Origin of the sequence: Desulfonatronum thiosulfatophilum (assembly GCF_900104215.1) — a bacterium.
Lineage (GTDB): Bacteria > Desulfobacterota > Desulfovibrionia > Desulfovibrionales > Desulfonatronaceae > Desulfonatronum > Desulfonatronum thiosulfatophilum.
In genome coordinates, this window is the sequence record NZ_FMXO01000002.1 from 237,580 (window position 1) to 259,976 (window position 22,397).

The following is a 22,397-nucleotide window of genomic DNA, read 5'->3' on the forward strand; positions in this document are numbered from 1 at the left end:
GTTCGGCTTCAGGTCTGAAGCCACTCATCCAGGCCGCACCGGCGGCAGCCCGGACAACCCGCCCCCGATTCTCCCGAGACGAGTATCGAAGGGCACGGCGGGGTCTTGCGCCGTGCTCCGACTTTTTCCCATTCCTGCCGAAGATATTTCCGACTGACCCCCAAATCGATGACTTCCCAGGGAAACACTTCGTCGTTCCCCCGCTCCCGGTCCAGATACCAGGACGGATCACCGGACCATTCGGACAGGGCATCGGCCCAGACATCCTGTTCCCGGCCTTGATTGGCCGCGGCCAGATGAATCAAATCATGGACACGCGCGTCTCCCCGGGCCAGCAACCCCTGCAAGCGCGCCAGCCAAGGCGAATCCGAGCGCACCTGCACTCCGGGTATCTTTTTGGCCGATCGGCGCACCATGGCAATCCGTTCCTTGAAAGTCTGCTCATCGGCCATGGCCGCCCACTGAAGCGGCGTCCAGGGCTTGGGCACCAGGCAACCGAGTCCCAGCGAGATCAGCTTCAGGTTCGTCTTGCGCTTCACCGCGCCGCTGGTTCTGGCCAAGTCCACTTCCTGAAGAAAGCGTCCGAACTCTTCCCAGTCCGCTTCCGTCTCCCCGGGCCAGCCCACCAGGAGATAAATTTTCAAATGGTTGAACCCTTTGCGCGAAAGCAGTTCCACGGTGCGCAAAAACGCCTCTTCCCGGACATGCTTGTTCATGGAGCAACGCAGCCCATGGCTGGACCCCTCCAAAGCCAGGGTCACGGTCCTCGTGCCCAGCCCGCGCAGGATGTCCAGCAGTTCCTCGCTCACGCCCTCGGCGCGCAGGGAGGACAGGGAGACATCCACTTTCTGCTCCCGCAGCCAGACCAGAAACGGGATCAAATCCGGCCAGTCCGTCAAGGCCGTGCCCACCAGCCCCACCTTGCGCGGCTTTGCCTGGAGCACGCGCTCCCGCAGAACCTCCACGGCCGCCAGACGGGGGGGGCGATACATGTACCCCGCGGCGCAAAAGCGGCACCCATGCGGACAGCCGCGATTGACCTCCAGCAGCAGGGTATCCCGAAACACGGCGTCCGGCGACGTGAAGCAGGATGTCACCGGTGCGACAAGTTCGCTTGCGGACCGGTCGCCGACATGCACGGCCCGGCGCACCGGAAGCGGGCTTTGTCCCGGCACGTAGACGCCGGGTATGGTCGCCACGGTCTCCAAGGCCAGTGAGCGGGAACCATTGCGAATGTAGATATCGGCCAGGGTCGTCAGACACTCCGCCAGCCCGGCCTCGGCCTCGCCCACCCAAAACAGATCCACGCTGGGCGTGATTGGGGCCGGATTCAAAAAAGCCAACGCCCCTCCGGCCATGATCAGGGGCCAGGAGGAGCGTTGGACAGCCAAGGGAGGAATTGCTGAAACGTTGAGGATGCGGAGCAGGGCAAGATAGTCGAACTCATAGGTCAGGCTGAACGCCACGACGCCGTACTCGTTCAGTCCACGGCTCCCGGCAGGCCGCACGAGTTTGGCCTGATCCGGGTCCCAGAACACCGGTTCAACCGCCAAATTGGACTTGGCTTCCAGGAGTTGCAGGACCGCCTGCCATCCCAGACTGGAATAGGCCAGGCTGGCCTTCTGCGGAAAGACCAGGGCAATGGGCAACCGCCCGCCCCATTCCCGTTCCGGGACGGAAATGAGCCGGGCTTCCCGCCGACGGCGCTTCACCCGAGCCTCCGCGCTGATTTACAAATCGTGACTAGTCCGCCTGTTTGCGCAAAAAGGATGGAATTTCGAATTCCTCTTCATCAAAAATGAAGTCATCGCCCCCGCCGCCGGACGCAACCCTAAGCATTTTGTTCGACGCCTGACCGGAAGGACCGGAATGTCCCGCATGAGCGGAATGACCGGGATGAGCCGAATAGCTCCCATGGGCGGAATGGCTCTGCTCCGATTTCAACCCCTTGCGCAAATATGCCGGAATGCTTCTGTCTTCGTTCCCGGTGGGAACATACGGTTTGCGGACGACATTTCCGGAATTGCCGACATTGCTGCGTACCCCCCCCAGGTCGATCACCCGGGAAGCGTCCTCGCCGCGTCCGCATGCAGCGGATGTCGTGCCGATGCCCGTGGCGATGACCGTGATCCGCATTTCGTCGCCGGCTTCCTCATCGAACACCGTACCGAAGAAGATCTTGGCATCGTCATGGGCCGCTTCATGAATGATGCTGGCGGCCTCGCTGACTTCGTCAATGGTCATGTCCGGAGCGCAGGTGATGTTCAGCAGCACGCCCTTGGCGCCATCAATGCTCACGTCTTCAAGCAGCGGGCTGTTGATGGCCTTCAATGCCGCTTCCCTGGCCCGACCTTCGCCCCTGGCAATGCCGGTGCCCATCATGGCCAGCCCCATTTCGGACATCACGGCCTTGACGTCCGCGAAGTCCAGGTTGATCAGGCCGGGAACCATGATCAGGTCGGAAATGCCCTTGACCGCGTAGAACAGGACCTCGTCGGCCTTTTTGAGCATGTCCAGGAAGGCCGCTTTCTGCGAGGCCAGCGAGAGGAGCCGGTCATTGGGGATGGTGATGATGGTGTCCACGGCATCGGCCAAAGCTGCCGCGCCCTTTTCGGCCTGAAGCAGTCGCTTCTTGCCTTCAAAATAAAACGGCTTGGAAACAACGGCCACGGTCAGGGCTCCCATTTCCCGGGCTACCTGCGCGATGACCGGAGCGGCGCCGGTTCCGGTTCCGCCGCCCATGCCCGCGGTTACGAAAACCATGTCCGCCGGTTCGAGCATCTTGCGGATCTGGTCCACGCTCTCCAGCGCGGCGTCCCGACCGATGTCGGGGTTGGCGCCGGCTCCCAGCCCCTTGGTCAGCTTTTCCCCGAGCTGGATTTTGTATTCGGCCCGTGATCGATTCAAGGCCTGCAGATCCGTGTTGGCCGCGATAAAAGTGACTCCCTTTAATGACGAGGAAATCATGTTGTTCACGGCATTGCTTCCGCCCCCGCCGACGCCGACGACCTTGATCAAGGCATTCGTGTCATTCTCAAGTTCCATGAATTGCATCTCTACTCCTCCCTGCTTCGGTTTCCCATGGTCAAATTGTCTTCAGTCAGAATCCAGCTCCGCAACAAGCGATCTTCCGGCATCATTTCGTTTTTTCTTTCGTCAGGACGATTTTCGGACACAGGTCAGGAGACATCCGAGAACCACTTTCGCATTCTGTTCAGAATGCGGTTGAAAATATGCGTATCCCGAATCCGAAACCGCTGATCCAGGCCTTCCTTGCGCGCCCCGTACATCAGCAATCCCACCGCGGTGGAATACATCGGATTCATCACCACGTCCTTCAAGCCACCTACGTCCCGGGGGTACCCGACCCGGGTCGGGAGATTAAAAATCTGCTCTCCCAGTTCGGCCATTCCGTCCAGCAGCGAAGACCCCCCGGTCAGCACGATACCCGCCCCAATCAGGTTCTTGCAGCCTGACTGATTCAGGTCCTGTTCCACCAGCGCCAGAATTTCCTCCATCCTCGGCTCGCAAATTTCAGCCAGGACCCTTCTGGATACCCGCCGCGGCTCCCGTCCGCCAACGCTGGGCACATCGATGATTTCATCCTTCTGCACGATGTCCGTCAGCGCGCAGCCGTACTTGATCTTGATCTTTTCCGCGGCCAGCATGGGCGTGCGCAGGCCGAAGGCAATGTCGTTGGTCAGGTTGCTCCCGCCCAAAGCCAGGACCGAGGTGTACTTGATCGAATTGTTGGAAAAAATGGCTACATCCGTGGTTCCGCCCCCCACATCGACCAGGGCCACGCCGATCTCCCGCTCCTCCGGGGTGAGCACCGCTTCCGTGGAAGCCAGTGACTGCAGGACAATGTCCGCGACATCCAATCCGGCCCGGTGGCAGGAGCGGATAATGTTTTGCGCGCTGCTCACCGCTCCGGTGACGATATGCACCTTGACCTCCAGGCGCACGCCGGCCATGCCGATGGGATCGGCAATGCCGTTTTGTTCGTCTACGATGAATTCCTGGGGCAGGATGTGGATCACTTCCCGGTCCAACGGGATGGCCACGGCCTTGGCAGCGTCGATAACCCGCTCAACATCTTTTTGCGTGACCTCGCCGCCCTTGACCGCGATCACGCCATGGCTGTTGAAACCCTTGATATGGCTGCCGGCGATGCCGGAATAGACCGAGCGGATCTCGCACCCCGCCATCAATTCCGCTTCTTCCAGGGCTTTCTTGATGCATTGCACGGTCTGTTCGATGTTCACCACGACGCCTTTGCGCAGTCCCGAGGACGGAGCCGTACCGATTCCCACGACGTCCACGCCGCCGGGAGTGGCCTCTCCGACCACGGTGCAGATTTTCGTGGTTCCGATGTCCAGGCCGACGATGAGATCGGACTTGGACGATGATTTCTTGGCCATCCTTTTGCTCCTCGATAGTTTTTCCGTCAGGGCTGTCTCAGCTGGACCCACGCCTTGCCCGACATGACCGTCAACCGCGCGGTGTTCTGGAGTTCCCCTCTCGCCGTCAGATCCTCCCACACCCGGTTCATGATCCCGCGGTGCTCGCGCCACCCGGAAAGGTCGAAATGGGCCACCATGCCCCGATCCTCGAGATATAATCGCACGATGTTGGCGTCTTCAATTTTCAGCCAGGCAACTTCCGAGAAACTGAACGGAAATTCCAGCCGCTCCACCGCGCGCACCCATTCGTCCATCAACCGCCAGTTCGGCTCGATGCCTTCCTCGATGATCAGGGCGGGCAAGGAAACGAATTTCCCGATTTCCAGAGCGACGATGGGAACTCCGTTCCGATCCGCATAATACAGGGCGCTGCCGCGTTGGATCCAGAAAAATGGCTCCCGCTCCACAATGTTTATGACCAGACCGTCGGGCAACGTCCGTCTGACGGTCACGCTTTCAATCCAGGGGTTATTTTGCAGCTTGCGGCTCATCTCTCCCAGGCTGACTTCAAGGATGTTCATCCCCACGCCAACGCCGCTCAGATTCAGAATCTCCACTGTGGACAACTGACGGTTGCCATTGACGTCCACATGCGAAACCGCAAAATGCGTGGAAGAAGTCAGGGTGCGGTAACCGTAGATCAGCCCCAGGCTGATCCCGCCCAGCAGGGCCAGGATGATCGCCAGAACAAAGCTCCAACCCACTGCGCGAAGCAGAAGCACTATGACTGTCAGCGTCGTACCACCCCGGCGGCTTTGCGCGGTTGCGACGTTTCTGGCAGCTTTGGTCGGCTTCTGCCTCGGGGCGGCGGGAGCTGCCTTCTTGCGCGTCCACTTGTTGCTCTTGCGCGACGTGGGCGCGAACCATCCGCCCGACCTTTCACGGACCACGGCCACGCTCATGGAATGATCCTGACCTCGGTGGCCAATGCCACCCCGAAATGTTTCCAAACCCGTTCCCTGGCCATGTCCAGCAGCTCGAAGGCGTCGCTGGCCGAGCCGCCGCCCAGGTTCACCAGGAAATTGGCGTGCTTGTCTGAAAAGGCCATTTTTCCGAGCTCAAAACCGCGCAAGCCGGCCTGGTCCAGGAGCTTGCCCGCCGGTTGTTCCGGAGCCGGGTTCTTGAAGACGCACCCCGCCGAGGCCATGGTCACCGGCTGGGTCTGCTTTTTCCGGCCATACCATTGCTGCATTCGGTTCCTGATCATGGAAGGCGTGGACAATCCAAGCCGCAAGCGGATCGCGACCACGATCTGCAAGGCGTCATCCATCCCGGAGTCGAAGCGCCGGTATCCGAACTCCATGTCCGCTGCTTCCTTCCAGACGCACCCCTGGGTAGGCGTCCAAATCCGTACCTGTTCCAGAACATGGACCATTTCCACGCCGTACGATCCGGCATTCATGGCCACGGCGCCGCCCACCGAACCGGGAATCCCCGTCCACTGCTCCAATCCGCCAAACCCTCGCGAACGGCACCAGGCGAGCAAGCGAGGCAGACGCAGCGCCGCGGGCACCTGGATCAGGGCGAAGTCCCGGCCCGTTTCCAGAACCTCCGGCTCACCGGGTTGGACCAGGCGGACCAGCACCAGGGGCAAGCGTCCATCCTTGGCCAAAACATTGCTTCCCTCACCAAGAACCAGCGCCTCGCCACCCAGGGACGCGAGTTGCACTTGCAGACCGTCCAGGTCCCGCTCATCCTCCAGGATGATTTCGGCAATGGCTGCACCTCCGAGGCGCAACGTCGTCCTTTCGGCCAGGACCGGATCAGTCAGGATTCTCACACCGCCTCCAGATAGCTCTGACCCACCTGCCACACGCTTCCCGCGCCCAGGGTCAGCAACACGTCCCCGGGCCGCAAAATCTTGGGCAGAGCCGCACCGGCTTTTTCCATGTCCGGAAAGAACGTCACCGGAGTCTTGCTGACCTGCCGGATGCCCTGGGCCAGACTGATCCCGCTGATTCCCGGCAGTGGAGCTTCGGATGCCGGATAGATCTCCAGAAGCAGCAATTGCTGAACTCCCTCGAAAGCGCGGCAGAAATCCCCGAACAGTGCCTTGGTCCTGGTAAAGCGATGCGGCTGGAACAGCACCACCAACCGACGTCCTGGAAAATATTCCAGCGCGGTTTGAATCGTGGCGACGATCTCCTTAGGGTGGTGCCCGTAGTCATCCACCACGGTGACGCCGCCGCCCTCACCCTTGATCTCGAAACGCCGTCCCACGCCGCCAAAGTTCTTCAATCCCCGCAACACTGCATCCCTGGGCAGCCCGGCTTCAATGGCCACGCCCACCGCGCCCAGAGCGTTCAGGACATTATGTCGTCCCGGATGGCCCAGGTTGACCTCTCCCCACGGCTGGCCGCGCCAAAAGATCTGGAAATGATTGCCCGGATGATTTCTGAGCGGCACTCCGCGCACGTCGTTGTCCTGGCCGAATCCGTAGGTCACCACGGGCCGCCGCACCTGGGGCAGGACGTCCTGCACGCCGGGATCGTCGCCGCAGACCACGTTCAAACCATAGAAGGGAATCTTGTTCATGAACTGAACGAAGGCGCTTTTGATGGTCGCCAGGTCCGGATAGAAATCCAGGTGGTCGGCATCGATATTGGTCACCACGCTGATGATCGGAAAGAGGCACAGAAAGGAACCGTCGGATTCGTCCGCCTCGGCGATGAGGTATTCGCCCTGCCCCAGCAGGGCGTTGCTGCCGTAGCTGCGCAAACGCCCGCCGATGATCACCGTGGGGTCAAGACCGGCCTCCATGAAAATGGTCGCCAAAAGAGAGGTGGTGGTGGTCTTGCCATGGGTTCCGGCCACGGCGATGCCGGTGCGCAACCGCATCAGCTCCGCCAGCATCTCCGCCCTCGGGATGACCGGTATGCCGCGTTCCCTGGCTTCCTGCACCTCGGGATTGTCGTCCCTGACGGCGGTGGACTTGACCAGGACCTGGGCTCGGCCCAGATTTCCGCGACTGTGTCCCACCGAAGTGATTGCGCCCAACGACCTCAGATGGTCCAGGACCGGTCCGGTAGCCAGATCCGACCCGGACACTTCATAGCCCAGGTTCAGCAGCACCTCCGCAATGCCGCTCATCCCGGAACCGCCCAGACCGACCATGTGTATGGATTTGACTTTCGACTTCATGTTCCGTGCACCAAACCTTCAAGTTCCCGGACCACCGCGGCGCCGGCATCCGGCCGCCCCAGTTCCCAGGCAGACTTGCTCATGTCCCGCAGCTTGCCGGGAATATCCAATAAATCCTTGACCACCGCCCACAACTGGACCCGCGCCAGATAACTTTCCATCAACACCATGGCTGCTCCAGCCTGTTCCAGATGCCGGGCGTTGAGCATCTGGTGGTTGTGGGTGGCATAGGGAAAAGGAATCAACACGCTGGGCTTGCCCATGGCGGTCAATTCCGCCAGGGTGGTTGCCCCGGCCCGGCAGACCACCAGATCCGCCCAGCCATAGGCCTCGGCGACATTATCGATGAACGGTTCCACCCGGGCCTTGTCCCACCCCGCCTGACTGTATCCGTTTGCGACCCGTTCCAGATCCGCCGGTCCGGTCTGATGCCATAGCGAAATTCGTTCTTCCTGAAATCCGTCCAGGGATTCCAACACCGCCTGGTTGATGGCTTTAGCACCCTGGCTGCCCCCCAGAATCAGGACGTTGCGCCGGGGACTTTCACCGGCGGGCTCAATGGTTCGCAGTTCGCGCACCGCTTGCCGCAGGGGATTCCCCGTGTACACGACCTTGTCCGGATCGAAGAACCCGCGCTCATCGGGCAGGGAAAGCAGCACCTTGCGCACCAGTCTGCCCAGGAGCCTGTTGGTCATACCGGGAAAACCGTTCTGTTCATGGATGGCCGTGGGAATGCGGCTCATCCAGGCCGCCAGAACCGTGGAAAACCCGGCGTACCCGCCCAGTCCCAGGACCACGTCGGGTTTGAAGCGGCGCAGAATCCCCATGGCCTGAACCACGCTGCGCGGAAGCCATCCCAGGATGCCCAGGGCCCGCCAGCCCCGCCCCAGAACCCCGGCTACGGGAAGGGCCTCGAAGGCCAACCCAGCTTGGGACGCTAATTTTCCCTCCGGACCACGTGTACCGCCGACAAACAGCAATTCAATCGCTGGATGGCGGGCTCGCAGCTCCTCGGCCACGGCCAGGGCCGGAAAGATATGGCCGCCCGTGCCGCCCGTGGTTAAAATCACCCTGTTCATGCGCGACCGCCTGTCCTGGAAAGATTCAACAAAACGCCCACGCAGAACATGGAGATGACCAGACTCGATCCGCCGTAACTCAAAAACGGCATGGGCACCCCCTTGGGTGGAACCACCCCCAGCACCACGGCCATGTTCAGCACGGCTCCCAGAGCCAGGATGAGCAACATCCCAAAGGCGATGAACCGTTCCTGCATCCCTTCCTGGATTCTGGCGATGCGCATGCCCCGCCAGAAGAGCAGAGCCATGAGAATGAAGATCATGGATATCCCGAGAAATCCCAATTCCTCGCCGATCACCGCCAGGATGAAGTCGGTATGCGCCGCGGGCAGAAAAAAGAGCTTCTGTTTTCCGGCTCCCAGGCCGGCGCCCAGCCACCCCCCGCTTCCCAGAGCGTAGAAGGATTGCACCAGTTGGTAGCCGACATCCTGGGCGTCCTGAAATGGATCCAGGAAGGCGAACCATCGCCGGAAGCGGTAGGGTGAACTCATGACCAGGAATATTGCGGCCATTAAAGCTAAAAAGGAGGTTGCCCCCAAATGGACCAGCCGGGACCCGCCGACCAGGCTGATGCAGAACAGCAACAGCATCAGGGATGCCGCGCCGCCGAAATCAGGCTGGGCCAGCAGAAACAGACACAGCATGCCGGTTATGCACAGCGGCGGCAGAAAGCCAACGCTGAAGGAGCGGATCATTTCCTGTTTGCGGCTGAAAAACGAGGCCAGGTAGAGAACCAGCGCCACCTTGGCGATTTCCAGCGGCTGAACCGCAATGGGGCCCAGGGACAACCAGCGTTTCGCGCCCCCGGCCTGTATTCCCAGTGGGGTGAAAATGGTCAACGCCAGCAACCCAGCGGCCACCGCAAGCCAGACATACACGAATCGCAGATAGAGTTGGCGCGGAAGCAGCGCCGCCACGGCCATGACGCAGAGTCCCACGATCAGGAACACCATGTGCCGCTTGAAAAAAAAGTACTTGTCCCCCCAGAACCGCTCCGCCATGATTCCGCTGGAACTGAGGACCATGATCAACCCCAGCCCGCACAGCACGATGGTTAAGGTCAGCAGCCAATAATCCATGTCGGGCTGCTGTCCCGCCCGCCGCGCCGCGGTTCCCTGTTCGGAAAGAAGGCTAGCCATGGTCGCGCTCCGCCAGGACTTTGGCATGACGCTGAAAAGCCATGCCCCGCTCTTTATAATTCGCGAAGAGGTCGAAACTGGCCGTGGCCGGGGAGAGCAGCATCACGTCCTTCTCTTTCGCCGTAGCCCAGAGCCGGTCCATGGCCGCTTCCAGCGTCGGTTCCCAGGACAACGGCACATTTGCTTCAGTCCATGCCTGCTCAAATATTTCGCGACTTGCGCCGAACAGCCCGACATGGCGAACCTTTTGCGTAAGCAAGGGCTTCAGACCCGCCAGATCCCCTCCCTTGAACACCCCACCGGCCAGCAACAGCAGAGGCCGGTCAAAGGCCTCCAGGGCCGCCCGCAAAGATTGAACCGTGGTGCCCTTGGAGTCGTCCACGAAGAGCACGCCGTGGTATTCCGCAAAACCCTGCAGTCGGTGGGGCAACGCCTCGAATCCGTCCAGGGCCTTCTGCGCGGCGGCCTCGTCCAGTCCAAAGGCTTTGCAGGCCTGGAAGGCCGATTCAATATTGCCTTGATTATGCCGTCCTGGCAGGGCCGGGCAGGTCAGCCGGGAAACCGGTTCAACAAACACTTTCCGCGAGCGAATTTTAAGATGGCTTTCCACCAGCTCCCGCAGTTCGCCGGAAATGATCGCCGTGTCCTGTGGCTCTTGCCCCGCGAACAGGGAAAGCTTGGCCTGGACGTACTCATCCATGTCCTGATGGTAATCCAGGTGATTCGGGCTGATGTTGAGCAGCACGGCCACTTTGGGATGCAGGGACGTTGTATTCAGAAGCTGAAAGCTGCTTACTTCCAGAACGAGAATGTCCGCTTTCTCCCGGTTGTTCGTCCGCCGGTCTAAGGCATAGCGGCACAGCGGCGTACCGATGTTCCCCCCCACGAAGACCTTGCGGCCCATGGCTTCCAGAAATGCGCCGATCAATGTCGTGGTGGTGGTTTTTCCGCTGGTTCCGGTCACCGCGATGATCGGCTCGTCCACAAAGCCCAGGGCCAGCTCCAGCTCGGATATAACTTGGTCCGGACCAAGTTGCTCCAGCCAGGGCGACAGCTTGCGGCGATTCACCCCGGGGCTCAGAACAACCAGCTCCGCATCCGCGAACTGCTCCGGACCATGACCGCCTTCCCGCGTTTCCCATCCTCGCCTGGTCGCCATTTCGCGGACCGAATCAGAAAGCCTGCCCGAATCCACGATCCGCACTCCGGCCCCCAAAAAATCCAAAAGTTCGGCGGCAGCCATCCCGGACGCCCCCGCCCCCACCACCACGGAGGATGCGCCGGGAATGATGCGCTTCGAGGCGTGGTCGGGCAATTTGGGCAGCATGGTTTTCATATCTGTCGCATTACCTACCGCAGTTTCAAGGCACTCAAGGAAATGAGGGCCATGATGATCGAAAATATCCAGCAACGCACGATGATCTTGGACTCCGGAACGCCCTTCAGTTCAAAGTGGTGATGCAGCGGCGCCATGCGAAAGATGCGCTTGCCGCCGCTGACCTTGAAGTAACCGACCTGAAGAATCACCGAGAGTGTCTCAACCACGAACAATCCGCCCACAACCAGCAGCAACAGTTCCTGCTTGGCCAGCACCGCGATGAATCCGAGCACGCCGCCTAGGCTCAGGCTGCCCACATCGCCCATGAACACCTGGGCCGGATAGGCGTTGAACCAGAGAAAACCGAGGCCGGCACCCACAAGGGCGGCGCAAAAAACCGCCACTTCACCCACTCCGGGCACGTAGGCGACCTGCAGATAATTGGCGATGTGGACATGACCGGCCACATAGATAAAAATCCCGAAACAGGCTCCCGCCACGACCAATGGTCCGATGGCCAGTCCGTCCAGACCGTCGGTCAGGTTCACTCCGTTGGACGAGCCGACCATGACCAGCACGGCAAAAGGGATATACAGCCAAAGCATGTCAGGCTGCAGTATCTTGAAGAAGGGAAAGTAGAGAATAGTGGAGTACGCAGGCTGCAGCAGCAGCAAAGAAATGGCTCCAAGAGCGACTACCACCTGCCCCATCAGCTTGCCGCCCGCGCTAAGACCCTGATTCTTCTTTTTGACAACTTTCAAAAAATCATCCCAGAATCCGACGACGCCGAATCCGACAAAAACAAAGATGGTCAGCCAGAGATAGACATTGGTCAAATCTCCCCAGAGCAGGACGCTGGTGAGCAGGGACACCGCGATGAGCAACCCGCCCATGGTGGGTGTTCCGGCCTTGCCGTTGTGCGTGGTCACGTCCTCCTGGATGTACTGACCGCACTTGAGGCGCTTCAGCCAGGCAATGAAGCGGGGTCCGAGAAGAATGGAAATCAACAGAGCCGTAAGCAAGGCGTAGATGGAACGGAACGTGATATAACGGAAGACATTGAAGAGGATGTATTCGCTCCCCAGGGGAAAAAGCAGGTGGTATATCATGCGTCCAGCTCCGTGCGCAGCACGTCATAGTAGGTTTCCATTCCACTGGCCCGGGAGCCCTTGAACAGGACGACTCCGGCGCCACAGATCAGTGTGACCCATTGCCGCCACTGATCGAGAAATTCCGCGGGGGAATCGGCGGGGACAAGCCGCCCCTGCCATGAACACTCTTCCAGTCCGGAGCTGACATCCGGGAAATGCCGGCCATGATAGAAAACCACGGAACATCCTTTCTCGGCCAGGAGTCGGCCCAGCTTGCGATGTTCATCCGATGCGACCTCCCCCAACTCCAGCATGTCGCCCAGCACGCAGACCAGATGCCCCTCGCCCGCCAGTCTTCGGGCTCTGTCCAGGGCCAGTGCCATGGACAGCGGGTTGGCGTTATAGGTGTCGTCGATGATTGTCCAGTTGCCATGGCGCTGGACCGCGAACCGGCCCTGAAGGTTCATGGGCGTGGTCAGGCCATGTTGAATTGATTCGGAATCAATGCCCAACAAGGTCGCCGCCGCGGCCACGGCCAGGACGTTCTCCGCCACCGGGGCTTGGCCCGCTGTCCAGGTCAACTCCATGTTTCGGCCTTGAAGGCGCAGTTCCATGTGCACATCGCCTGACGGCGTGCATGTCTGGCCACCGGAATAAAAGTCCGCCCCGGAATCCTGGACAGAGAAGCCATGGACCTGGCGGCCGTACGTCAAGCTCTCACGCCACAGGTCCGGACAGTCCCGGTTGGTCAGGGCGATCCCGCCGGGGCGCAGGTAGTTGGTCAACCGGGCCTTGGCCTTGGCCACCTGCTCGACACAGCCGAGTTCCGCCAGATGGGCCGCCCCGGCATTGATCAGCAGCGCCATGTCCGGCTGCAGGATCAGCCCCAGTTCGTCCATGTCCCCGGGCCGGCTGATCCCGGCTTCCAAGACCCAATACTCCGCCTGGCCGCTGCAGGAGAGGATGGACATCGGCAGGCCGATCTGATTGTTCCAGTTCATCTGGTTCTTGCATGTCGGCCCGGCCAGGGAGCAGACCTGGGAGAGCAATTCCTTGACGGTCGTCTTGCCGGCCGTGCCGGTCACCCCGATGACCTTGCCCCGGAACATTTTCCGCCAGGCCCTGGCCAGCTCGCCCAGAGCGGCCACGCCGTCGGAAACCACCAGTACCGGCACTCGATCCGCAATTCCGGGCAGCTCTTTCGTCGCCAGGACAGCCGCTGCGCCGTTCTCCACGGCCAAGGGCGCATGGTCATGGCCGTCGGTCCGTGTTCCCGGGAGACAGACAAACAGCTCCCCAGGCCGAACCCGGCGGCTGTCGATGCAGATTCCGGAAATTACCGTCTCCGATACTTCGCCGGCAAAGGGAACGTCCAGGACATCGGCCATCCAACGGAGCGTCAGGCGCATGGGCGCACCGCCTGAAGAACCCGGCCGGAGGCATGCCCGGGACCTTCGCCGAGGATCCGGCGGATTACAGTAGGATCATGAAAGGGGAAATATTCTTCTCCGATCTGCTGGGTCGCCTCGTGACCCTTGCCGGCCACCAGCAGGACGTCATCGGGCCGCATCACTTCCAGGGCTCTTTCAATGGCCCGCTTTCTGTCCACTTCCCTGATCACCGCCGCGCCCCCCCCGAGCCCGGCTTGGACATCGTTCAAAATCGTCTCCGGATCTTCATGTCTGGGGTTGTCGGAGGTCAGAACCGCGATGTCCGCGAAGCGGCACACTGCCTGGCCCATCAGCGGGCGCTTGGCCCGGTCGCGGTTCCCGCCGCATCCGAACACGACGATCAGGCGTTCAAATCGGAGTTCCCGGAGGGCATTGAGGACATTTTCAAGAGCGTCCGGCGTGTGGGCGTAATCCACGAATATGTTCAACCCCAGGGGATTTGTTACCCGTTCCAGCCGTCCCGGCACCCCGGAGAAATCTTCCAGCGCCGTCATCCGGGACGATTCCAGGCCCAGGCACAATCCCACTCCCTGGGCCGCCAAAAGGTTTGATGCGTTATGGCGGCCCACCAGAGAGGAATCCAGGACCCAACTCTGCCCTTCAAAGTCCATGCGCAGTTCCAGGCCGCTCCGGTCACAGGATTTCATTTCCCCGTGCAGGATGCGTATGGCCGCGGATGAATCCTGCCCCCGCTTAGGGAGTCGGCCTCCGTCATGCAAGGTGTAGGCTACCCCTCCCCACTGGTTCAGCAGGCGCTGGCCGTACGGATCATCGGCGTTGATCACCCGATGTTTCGGGCCTTCCGGCTGGGTTGCGTTGGGCGCGAACAGCCGGGCCTTGGCCTGATAGTAGCTTTCCATATCCTGGTGGTAATCCAAATGATCCTGGGTAATATTCGTCAGCGCCGCCACCTCGAATCGCAAGCCGGCGGTTCTTTTCTGCTGCAGGGCATGGGAGGAGACTTCCATGCAGGCATGGGTCACGCCGTCGTCGCGCATCCGGGCCAGAATCTGGTGCAAGGTCCAGCAGTCCGGCGTGGTCATGCCGCTGGTGAAAGATCCTCCGGGCCACGTGGCGCCGATGGTGCCGATCAGTCCCACCCGCATTCCCGCCGAACGCAGCAAATGTTCAAGCAGATGGATAATCGTGGTTTTTCCGTTTGTGCCGGTCACGCCCACCAGGAGCGGGCAGGAAGCATCCGTGCCGAAATGCGCCGCGGCCAGTTCGCCCAATGCCTCCCTGGGATCAGGATGTTCAAGAAGCAGGGCGCCGTCGGAAGAATCCCCGCCCTGACCGGGACCGGTCACCACATAGCCGGCATTCCTGGCAATCGCCTCGGCGATATACGTTGATCCGCTGACCCTGGTTCCGGCCAAGGCCACAAAAACGTCGCCCGGCTGGACCTGGCCGGAGTGGGTTCTGACCATGCGTCCGTTGCGGACTTCGGTCTTCAAGGCGTGCCAAGCTTCATTAAATGACATGTGCATGATCCTTCAGGACAATTCCAGCCATAGCGTCAGCTGGCGTTCCGGCATGGTCCACGGTTGGCCGGGTTCCGGCGACTGTCTCGCAACAATGCCCCCGCCGCCCTCGATCACGGGCATCACGCCGTATCCGCGCAGCTGCTCCACGGCCCGTCGCACGCTCAAGCCGAGCAGATTCGGAACCATGTCGTCCCGGTCCTCCCCGCCGGCCAGTTCGGTGACCAGAGAGGCATTCACGATGAGTTCCTTGCCTATCCGACCGCCGTGCGATTCCGCCACCACGGTCCGATAAGTTTCATGCTGATTCTCTTCCGGAAGTTTTCCGGCGTATGCCAGCGCGCGGAGGCCGATGTCCCGGACTGCCGGAGCGGCCACCACGCCCCCGTAATGTTGGGGATGCGGTTCGTCCACGGCCACGTAGATGAAATACTCCGGCCTGTCGCCGGGATAGAACGCGGCAAAGGAGGCCAGATACCGGTCTCCGTAGCGGCCGGACGCCGTGGCCTTCTGGGCCGTGCCGGTCTTGCCGGCGCCGATCACTCCGGGTATGCGCGCCGCGGTGCCGGTTCCGTCCTCCTCGACGACCTCCTGAAGCATGCTCATCACGGTCTGGGCAACCTTCTCGCGAAAGATTACGGTCATCGGTTCCTGATCCTGTTCCGGCTCCCGGACGATCTGCAACGGTTTCATGACGCCGTTGTTGGCCAGAACAAGATACGCCCTGGCCATTTGCAGGGCGTTGGCGGACATGCCTTGGCCGAAGGAAACCGCTGCCAGATCCACGGGATACCAGGACTTGGGAGGTCGCAACAAACCTGGATTTTCACCCGGCAAGGGCAGGCCCGTTCGTTCGCCGAAACCCATTTTTCGCAGGTAGCCGTGATATCTGGTCGCCCCCAGGTCGATTCCAATTTTTGCCGAACAAATGTTGCTGGAATACCGCAATATCTTGTTGGCCGGGAGCCATCCCCGGCTCTTGACGTCCCGGATGTTCACGCCGGTCAGCCGCCAGCTTCCTTCCTCGCAGTAATAGATCGTATCATGGTTGATGACGCCTTCTTCCAGGGCGGCGGCCATGAGCATGGGCTTGAGGGTCGAACCGGGCTCCAGGGCGTCCAGGGATATTCTGTTGCGCCACTGTTCGGAATTTTGTCGCGGCATGTTGGGGTTGAAAAAAGGATAGTTGGCCATGGCCAGAATTTCCGCACTGGGAACATGCACCACCAGAGCCATTCCGGACTTCCCGTTGAAGGACTTGACCGCCGCTCCCAGCGCCTCCTCGGCGAAAAACTGGATTTGCGCGTCCAGGGTCAAGGTGACGTTGGCTCCGCGCAAATCCTCTTCCCGGCCTTGTGCGTCCAGATACATCCGCCGACCGGAAGCGTCTCGCTGGGCGATATAGGTGGCCTTCTTGCCCACAAGGACATTGTCGAAGGTGCGCTCTATTCCTTCCAGCCCCTCGCCGTCCAGGCCCACGAATCCAAGGACCTGCCCGGCCAGATGGCCATGAGGATAGAATCGGGCCGACTCCTCGGTCAGATACACTCCCCGCAATCCCGCGTTGATGATGTTGCGGGCGTTGCGATCGCTGATCTGCCGCGCCAGCCACACGAAATTCTGGGGCCGCTGCAACTGGGCGCGGATCTGGTTAAGTGGCATTTCCAGGGCTGCGGCCAGGATCGGGGCGGCTGCCGCGGGATCCTGCAGTTCAAGGGGGCGGACGTAGACCGACTGCACAGCCGTGCTTTTGGCCAGCAATCGACCTTGGCGGTCGAATATTTCACCGCGCATGCCCCGTTCGAACTCCGCGGCCTTGTGCTGCCTGGCAGCCATTGCGGTCAGTTCCGGACCGCGAAGGATCTGGACCTGAAACGCCCGGAACCACAACCCGCCCCAAAGCATCAAAATCAGCACGCCCACCAGAAGCATGCGCATCTTGACCCAATCCCAGGACGTTTTTTTTATGTTCCGGTCGTTCTTCATAGCGATCGTTTCATCTGCAACCGGGAAGCGCTTCAAGGTGCCAGGGTCCTGATCTGGCCCGGCCTGGCCTGCCGCAATTCACTTTCCTCAGCCAAGGACCGCAGCCGTGATGAGGAGAGCAGATTCATCCGCTCCACTTCCAGCTTGGCCTGCAAATTGGTCTTCTGTTCCAACTCAGTTTGCAACTGCTTCAACTCGTACGCCAAATCCACTCGTTCGATGTTTATCCAGACCAGCAGCAAGCCAAGCACCAGTACGCCGGCCCCGAGCACCGCCGTCAGCCAATAAATGGCGGATGATCTTTTCATGCTTGCGCCCATATCGATCCCTCGAATCGAGCATCTAGATGCGTTGCGCCGCTCGCAGCTTGGCGCTGCGGCTGCGGGGATTGCGAAGATTCTCTTCATCTGAAGCCATGACCGGCTTCTTGGTCAGCACCTTCAAAGTCGCCGTGTGACCGCACAGGCAGTAGGGCTGACGGGGCGGACAAAGACATTTCTTGGCGTGATTCAAGAAGAAATGCTTGACGATCCTGTCCTCGATGGAATGAAAGGATATGATCACCACGCGACCGTTTTCAGCCAGATACGGAACGATTGCATCCAGGAAGCGGGTCAGCTCTCCGACCTCGTCGTTCACGAACATGCGCAAGGCCTGGAAGGTCCGGGTCGCCGGATGATTACGGGCCTGGGCCCGTCTTGCGGGCGGATAGGCCTGTTCGACAATTCCGGCAAGTTCCCGGGTGGACGCGATATGCGCGTATTGTCGATACTCGTCGATCCGTCGCGCGATCTTCCCCGCCAACGGCTCTTCCCCAAACTCGCCTATGATTCTGGCCAGTTCGCGCACCGGAAAGGCATTGACCACCTCACGTGCCGTCAGTGCCGTGCCTTGGGGATCCATGCGCATGTCCAACGGTCCGTCCGCCAGGAAACTGAACCCGCGTTCCGGCGTGTCCACTTGAAACGAAGAAAATCCCAGGTCCAGTAAGGCACCGTCGAGCTTGTCCCAGCCCAGTTCGTCCAACACTTCCGAAAATCGGCTGAACCGCTCATGCCGAAGGACGATCTGGGATTGGGGCCATGTATTGCGGAGTTCCTTCGCGGTCCAATCCAGGGCCTGTTGATCCTGATCCAACCCAACGACTTCGGCGACGCCGTTGGTTTTCTCAAGTACCGCGGAGATATGGCCTCCGAAGCCGAGGGTTCCGTCCAGATATCGCCCACCGGAAACCGGGGAGAGGTGCTCCAGCACCTGTTCCACCAGAACGGCCTGATGCGGCTTTATTTCCAAGGATTCAGACATCGTTTTCCATGAACATAGCGTCGACTGGCAATTAGTCCCAATTAGATCCGCAACTCGCAATCGCTTTCGGCCAATGCATCCATTACGAGATCGAAGCCTTCTTCCATCTTACGGCGCTGCTCCTCGAACCGCTCCTGATCCCAAATTTCAAATTTTCGCCCAACACCGGCAAGCACAACTTCCCTGGTCAGGCCGGCGTATGTTCGCAAATGTGGGGGTATAAGTATTCTGCCCTGCTTATCCAGTTCCAACTCCATGGCCCCGGAGATAAAAAATCTCTGGAAATCACGAAGTTGTCGATTGAGCATATTGATACGTTGAAAACTTTCCTCGATTTTTTCCCACTCCTGAAGTGAATATCCCACCACGCATCCGTCAAAATTTGTCAAAATAACCCTTCCATGCTGCCCTGCGGAAAGAACAACATCCCGAAATTCCTGAGGAAGCATTAAGCGTCCCTTTGGATCCAGGCTTCGATAGGCGTGTCCACGAAAGGTCATCACTTTTCCACTCATTCCCACATTTTCCCACTTTTTCCCACTTTCTTCCGCACATCCTACTAAATGTCAAGGATTTTTAACTTTAAACAAAAAAAAGAGAAAAATGCCAAAATTCATTGAGAAGTTAACTTTATCCGCCGAGATCGAAATCATAATTTGGATATCAATAAATTTGCCTAGATACAAAAGTTTAAATAAAAAAAATCCTCACTTTATTGGGTTTCTGCGCTCTCTGTCAGCTCCGCTGGAAAGCCCAAAAGGTGTACATGATCAATGTTAGCGCCGGCATGGAAAACCTTCTCTGATCCAGAATTTCTGGATTCCGCATACGTAACAGAAAATCATGATACATCATAACAAACGAAGAACACATTAAATTTGGCGAAAGATTACCCCGCAATTGAGGCTCGGAGAGAAATGGGGTTCGACATGTTTTCGTTGAACATCCGCAAGCTGTAGAAGAATGTTGAAAACGAGAGGTTGCTTTTTGAGCCGCACTCACAGTAATTGATATCGGGCTTGTAAGAAGAATATGCTGTTTGTTGCCCTTGTCTTTTTGAATTCGCACGTCGCAGAGAAAAGAGCTAACTTTTTTCCCCGCAGATTGTATGTCGTATAATCGGTTACGCAGAAAATCCCGAGAATTACGTCACACTCAGCAGGCAAGCGTTCCGCCGCGGTGAGACCAATGATGCTTTCCGCTTCCGGAAGTTGCCGCCCTTTGAAACAGGTACTCATGAATGAAAAACATCAAGACGCAACCACTCGATCTTCATGAAGAATACTACCAGGCCAGCCCACGAATCCTGGAAAGTTTTCCCCGCTTTCGGCCGCCCCTGGACATATTTTTTTTCAAGGAACAGGTAGCCCAGTTGCTTCTCCTGTCAAAAGCCAACGAACGTATCAGTGCCGATCAGCGCGAAGAGATCCTGAAAAACAGCAATCAAGGCTTGATTTTTTTATCCCGGAAGGATCATCCCACATATGCCAAGCATATCAGCAAACAACTTGACCTGATCCTCATGGATACCAACTTGAAGCCGTCGGAGATAGCGTTGATTTTTCAACACGCCCTCACCGAACAGGTGGAAGCCTTCATGGACCAGCCTGTGGCTCCGGTATTCGAGAACCTCCAATCCGACTCCCTGGTATTGACGGAATACCTGTGGCAAGATCCATTTCGGATCAAAGAATTCAGAAAATGTCTCTGGCCGGAACACACATTGGCCAAGCATAGCGTCAATACGACTTTCATCGGCTTGGCTCTCTATCTACGTCTCTATGAGAGGGAGCTCCGCCGCAAACATCTTGATGAAGTCGCCCTTGGCCTGCTGGTCCATGATCTGGGCATGAGCAAAATTCCAGCGTTCATCCGCCAAAAGACCACACCGCTGACAAGGGAGGAACTGGAGAAGATCAGGGAACACTGCTGGGTGGGAGCAAAATCTTTGCATTCTCTCAACATTCGTTCGGATACCGTGCTCAAGCAGATCCTGGAACATCAGGAACGACTGGATGGGAAGGGATATCCTCAAAAAATCTCCGGTAAACAGATCAGTATCGTCGCTCAGATCTGCGCCGTTGCGGATTCATTTTGCGCCATGATCACCCACCGCCCCTATGCCGAGGCCCAATCCCGCGAAGAAGCGTTGAAAGCCCTTAGTCAAAGCCCGGGGCTAAACGCAAAAATAGTGCGCACTCTGCAGGCGATCATATTGGGGTAAACAGGGGAACTGCAGGTAATTGCGGGGAAGTGAGACTCGGGCGGTAAGCCCTCATGAGGCGTGTTAAATAAAGTCAGTGAGAGGCAATTTGTTTATTTGTTCATTTCCGCTATGGTTCTGCCATGGTTCTGCGGGAGCCTTTCCATGGCCTGCCGGACAAAATCTCCTAATGTCACTCGCGTCGCATCCGGGCCATGCGGAAAACTATAAATGTGCTTCAAGCGATTGGCAATGCTTCACTGACCTGGGCATCTGCTTGGGTGCCCCCGGGCACACATATCAGCACCGGCCAGAATGATCCCCGCCGGTTCATCTTCAACGGCTCTTCTCACTCAAACATATCGCTGTAGTGGCAGTTATTAAGCGGCTCCTCAGCCGAGGACCGCTTGCCTTGATTTTGGGGCCCAGCAAACTCCCTCGCCAGCTTCGAATCAGAGTTGCCGGATAGCTTCCATCAGTCGAAATCAGCCAGCAGGGCCCCGATGTGCATCCCGTCTCCGAGACTGACCTGCTGGTACTCGGTTCGAATCCGCCACAGGGCCTGCTGGAGCTGGTCGCTGCTGATCCCGTTGCGCAAGGAAGTGTACGCCTCCATGAAGGCCGCAAGGTTGTCGCAGACTTTCAACAGGTTGCCGTCCTTGGGGTCGAAGCGATCCTGGTTGTAGGATTCCTGCAGCTGCTCCCAGGTTACTTCCCGGATCAGCCCTTCCAGGATGATCGTGCTCACGAATTCTGAGCCCACATTCAGCCCGAGAAAGTAGGACAGGCGTTCGGCAAGGTGCGTATACCCGCCCTGCTCCAGGGGCGCGAAGACCCGCTTTTCCAACTCCTTCATCTCATATTCCCGGATCAGGTCGCCGATCCGGGCCACCGAGCGCTTCACGGGGGAAATGATGTCCCGGGTCAGCAACTCCGGCAGATCATGGACCAGGCCGGCAAAAAAATTGTTTTGGCTTCGGGCGCTGCAGGCGCCCACGGCCATGCTGAAAAAATATCCGAAGCAGGCTACCACGAACATATGCCCCAGGACCGAAGTCTCCGGAACTCGGGGGGTCTGCGACCAGCGCTTCTGGAACCGCAATTGCCCGCTGAGATGGGCGAGCCTGCCGAGGTGGCTTCCCGTGCCCTGCAGCAGCTCGGGCATGCCCAGCAGATCCTTGTGCGTTTCCAGCTGTCCCCGGAAGCTTTCCTCAATCTCCTCCAGTTCGTCGTCGTAGTTTCCGATATTGGTGATCAGGTGAAACTCCCATCGACTGGCATAGCTGTGGGCCGCATCCAGAATTCTCCGGGCCAAGTCACCTTCTTCGGGATGGTCCAGCCAGAGTCGAAACCGCTCCCAAAAAGAGGCTCCGAGGCAATCAACTCGGGGTTTCAACTGCTCCAGCACCCAGTCCGTCAACTGGCGGTAATGGGCCGGATTGGCCTTGATCTGATAAAATACCGGGGGCTTGATGTCCGTTATCACCAGCCGATACAGGTACTCGAAAATCCCCCCCTCCACGATCCGCCGACCGAGAACCAGACGTTGATCGGGGGCCATATCCCGGGAGTTCAGCTCAAAGAGCATCCAGGCCACGATCATCTTGTGCGCCTGCTTGTCCACCTCCAGCAACTCCATGGGCCGCAGCTTGTCGTTCCAGCGTTTCATGAATGATCCGGAAAAAATGAGCTGCAAGAGACTCTTGCGGATGCTGGCCATGCTTTGTACTCCTTGTGCGG

19 protein-coding genes are annotated in these 22,397 nt (G+C 59.0%); 2 read left to right on the forward strand and 17 right to left on the reverse strand.

The genetic code is table 11. The features are described 5' to 3' along the window. Positions 1-8: 8 nt before the first annotated feature. From BLP93_RS02555 to BLP93_RS02570, 4 genes are all read right to left on the reverse strand, one after another. On the reverse strand, positions 9-1,712 hold the full coding sequence (locus BLP93_RS02555; protein ID WP_092116893.1) for a radical SAM protein: 1,704 nt from the start codon (positions 1,710-1,712) through the stop codon (positions 9-11). A gap of 31 nt (positions 1,713-1,743) precedes the next feature. Beyond that, positions 1,744-3,054, reverse strand: coding sequence for a cell division protein FtsZ (ftsZ, locus tag BLP93_RS02560; RefSeq protein WP_092116896.1), 1,311 nt, complete (start codon positions 3,052-3,054; stop codon positions 1,744-1,746). 125 nt (positions 3,055-3,179) lie between these two features. Beyond that, positions 3,180-4,421: a cell division protein FtsA gene (gene ftsA / locus BLP93_RS02565; protein ID WP_092116898.1), complete on the reverse strand. Its 1,242-nt coding sequence runs from the start codon at positions 4,419-4,421 to the stop codon at positions 3,180-3,182. A gap of 26 nt (positions 4,422-4,447) precedes the next feature. Further along, positions 4,448-5,185: a cell division protein FtsQ/DivIB gene (locus tag BLP93_RS02570; RefSeq protein WP_161946171.1), complete on the reverse strand. Its 738-nt coding sequence runs from the start codon at positions 5,183-5,185 to the stop codon at positions 4,448-4,450. A gap of 1 nt (position 5,186) precedes the next feature. Here BLP93_RS02570 and BLP93_RS16990 point away from each other — a divergent pair, with 1 nt between their 5' ends. Then, positions 5,187-5,372 (forward strand): hypothetical protein, encoded by a 186-nt coding sequence (locus tag BLP93_RS16990; RefSeq protein WP_161946172.1) that lies wholly within the window; start codon positions 5,187-5,189, stop codon positions 5,370-5,372. Here BLP93_RS16990 and murB read toward each other — a convergent pair. The 12 genes from murB to mraZ are packed head-to-tail and all read right to left on the reverse strand — an operon-like array spanning position 5,362 to position 18,954. Then, the gene (gene murB, locus BLP93_RS02575) at positions 5,362-6,243 is read right to left on the reverse strand and encodes a UDP-N-acetylmuramate dehydrogenase (protein WP_092116902.1); all 882 of its coding nucleotides are present in this window, start codon (positions 6,241-6,243) and stop codon (positions 5,362-5,364) included. The two genes, BLP93_RS16990 and murB, sit on opposite strands and share 11 nt — an antisense overlap. After that, positions 6,240-7,604, reverse strand: coding sequence for a UDP-N-acetylmuramate--L-alanine ligase (gene murC, locus BLP93_RS02580; protein WP_092116904.1), 1,365 nt, complete (start codon positions 7,602-7,604; stop codon positions 6,240-6,242). The genes murB and murC overlap by 4 nt, the downstream gene beginning before the upstream one ends. Then, positions 7,601-8,683, reverse strand: a complete 1,083-nt coding sequence (gene murG / locus BLP93_RS02585) for an undecaprenyldiphospho-muramoylpentapeptide beta-N-acetylglucosaminyltransferase (RefSeq protein ID WP_092116906.1) — start codon at positions 8,681-8,683, stop codon at positions 7,601-7,603. The genes murC and murG overlap by 4 nt, the downstream gene beginning before the upstream one ends. Beyond that, the gene (gene ftsW / locus BLP93_RS02590; RefSeq protein ID WP_244148621.1) at positions 8,680-9,822 is read right to left on the reverse strand and encodes a putative lipid II flippase FtsW; all 1,143 of its coding nucleotides are present in this window, start codon (positions 9,820-9,822) and stop codon (positions 8,680-8,682) included. The genes murG and ftsW overlap by 4 nt, the downstream gene beginning before the upstream one ends. Then, positions 9,815-11,158, reverse strand: a complete 1,344-nt coding sequence (murD, locus tag BLP93_RS02595) for a UDP-N-acetylmuramoyl-L-alanine--D-glutamate ligase (RefSeq protein WP_092116908.1) — start codon at positions 11,156-11,158, stop codon at positions 9,815-9,817. The genes ftsW and murD overlap by 8 nt, the downstream gene beginning before the upstream one ends. A 14-nt stretch (positions 11,159-11,172) precedes the next feature. After that, on the reverse strand, positions 11,173-12,249 hold the full coding sequence (mraY, locus tag BLP93_RS02600) for a phospho-N-acetylmuramoyl-pentapeptide-transferase (RefSeq protein WP_092116909.1): 1,077 nt from the start codon (positions 12,247-12,249) through the stop codon (positions 11,173-11,175). Beyond that, the gene (locus BLP93_RS02605) at positions 12,246-13,640 is read right to left on the reverse strand and encodes a UDP-N-acetylmuramoyl-tripeptide--D-alanyl-D-alanine ligase (RefSeq protein ID WP_092116911.1); all 1,395 of its coding nucleotides are present in this window, start codon (positions 13,638-13,640) and stop codon (positions 12,246-12,248) included. The genes mraY and BLP93_RS02605 overlap by 4 nt, the downstream gene beginning before the upstream one ends. Beyond that, positions 13,631-15,163, reverse strand: a complete 1,533-nt coding sequence (locus BLP93_RS02610; protein WP_341844729.1) for a UDP-N-acetylmuramoyl-L-alanyl-D-glutamate--2,6-diaminopimelate ligase — start codon at positions 15,161-15,163, stop codon at positions 13,631-13,633. The genes BLP93_RS02605 and BLP93_RS02610 overlap by 10 nt, the downstream gene beginning before the upstream one ends. Positions 15,164-15,175: 12 nt before the next feature. After that, positions 15,176-17,149 carry a penicillin-binding transpeptidase domain-containing protein gene (locus BLP93_RS02615; protein ID WP_092116915.1) on the reverse strand — a complete coding sequence of 658 codons (1,974 nt, stop codon included), beginning with the start codon at positions 17,147-17,149 and terminating at the stop codon, positions 15,176-15,178. Positions 17,150-17,181: 32 nt separating this feature from the next. Next, positions 17,182-17,457, reverse strand: coding sequence for a hypothetical protein (locus BLP93_RS02620; RefSeq protein ID WP_092116983.1), 276 nt, complete (start codon positions 17,455-17,457; stop codon positions 17,182-17,184). 34 nt (positions 17,458-17,491) lie between these two features. Then, positions 17,492-18,454 (reverse strand): 16S rRNA (cytosine(1402)-N(4))-methyltransferase RsmH, encoded by a 963-nt coding sequence (gene rsmH, locus BLP93_RS02625; RefSeq protein ID WP_092116917.1) that lies wholly within the window; start codon positions 18,452-18,454, stop codon positions 17,492-17,494. 41 nt (positions 18,455-18,495) lie between these two features. After that, a complete protein-coding gene (gene mraZ, locus BLP93_RS02630) occupies positions 18,496-18,954 on the reverse strand; it encodes a division/cell wall cluster transcriptional repressor MraZ (RefSeq protein WP_092116919.1) in 459 nt (152 codons plus the stop codon). Positions 18,955-19,694: 740 nt separating this feature from the next. Here mraZ and BLP93_RS02640 point away from each other — a divergent pair. Further along, positions 19,695-20,678 carry an HD-GYP domain-containing protein gene (locus BLP93_RS02640; RefSeq protein WP_092116923.1) on the forward strand — a complete coding sequence of 328 codons (984 nt, stop codon included), beginning with the start codon at positions 19,695-19,697 and terminating at the stop codon, positions 20,676-20,678. Between the two features lie 454 nt (positions 20,679-21,132). Here BLP93_RS02640 and BLP93_RS02645 read toward each other — a convergent pair whose 3' ends face one another. Then, positions 21,133-22,377 (reverse strand): HD domain-containing protein, encoded by a 1,245-nt coding sequence (locus tag BLP93_RS02645; protein WP_092116925.1) that lies wholly within the window; start codon positions 22,375-22,377, stop codon positions 21,133-21,135. Between the last annotated feature and the right edge of the window lie 20 nt (positions 22,378-22,397).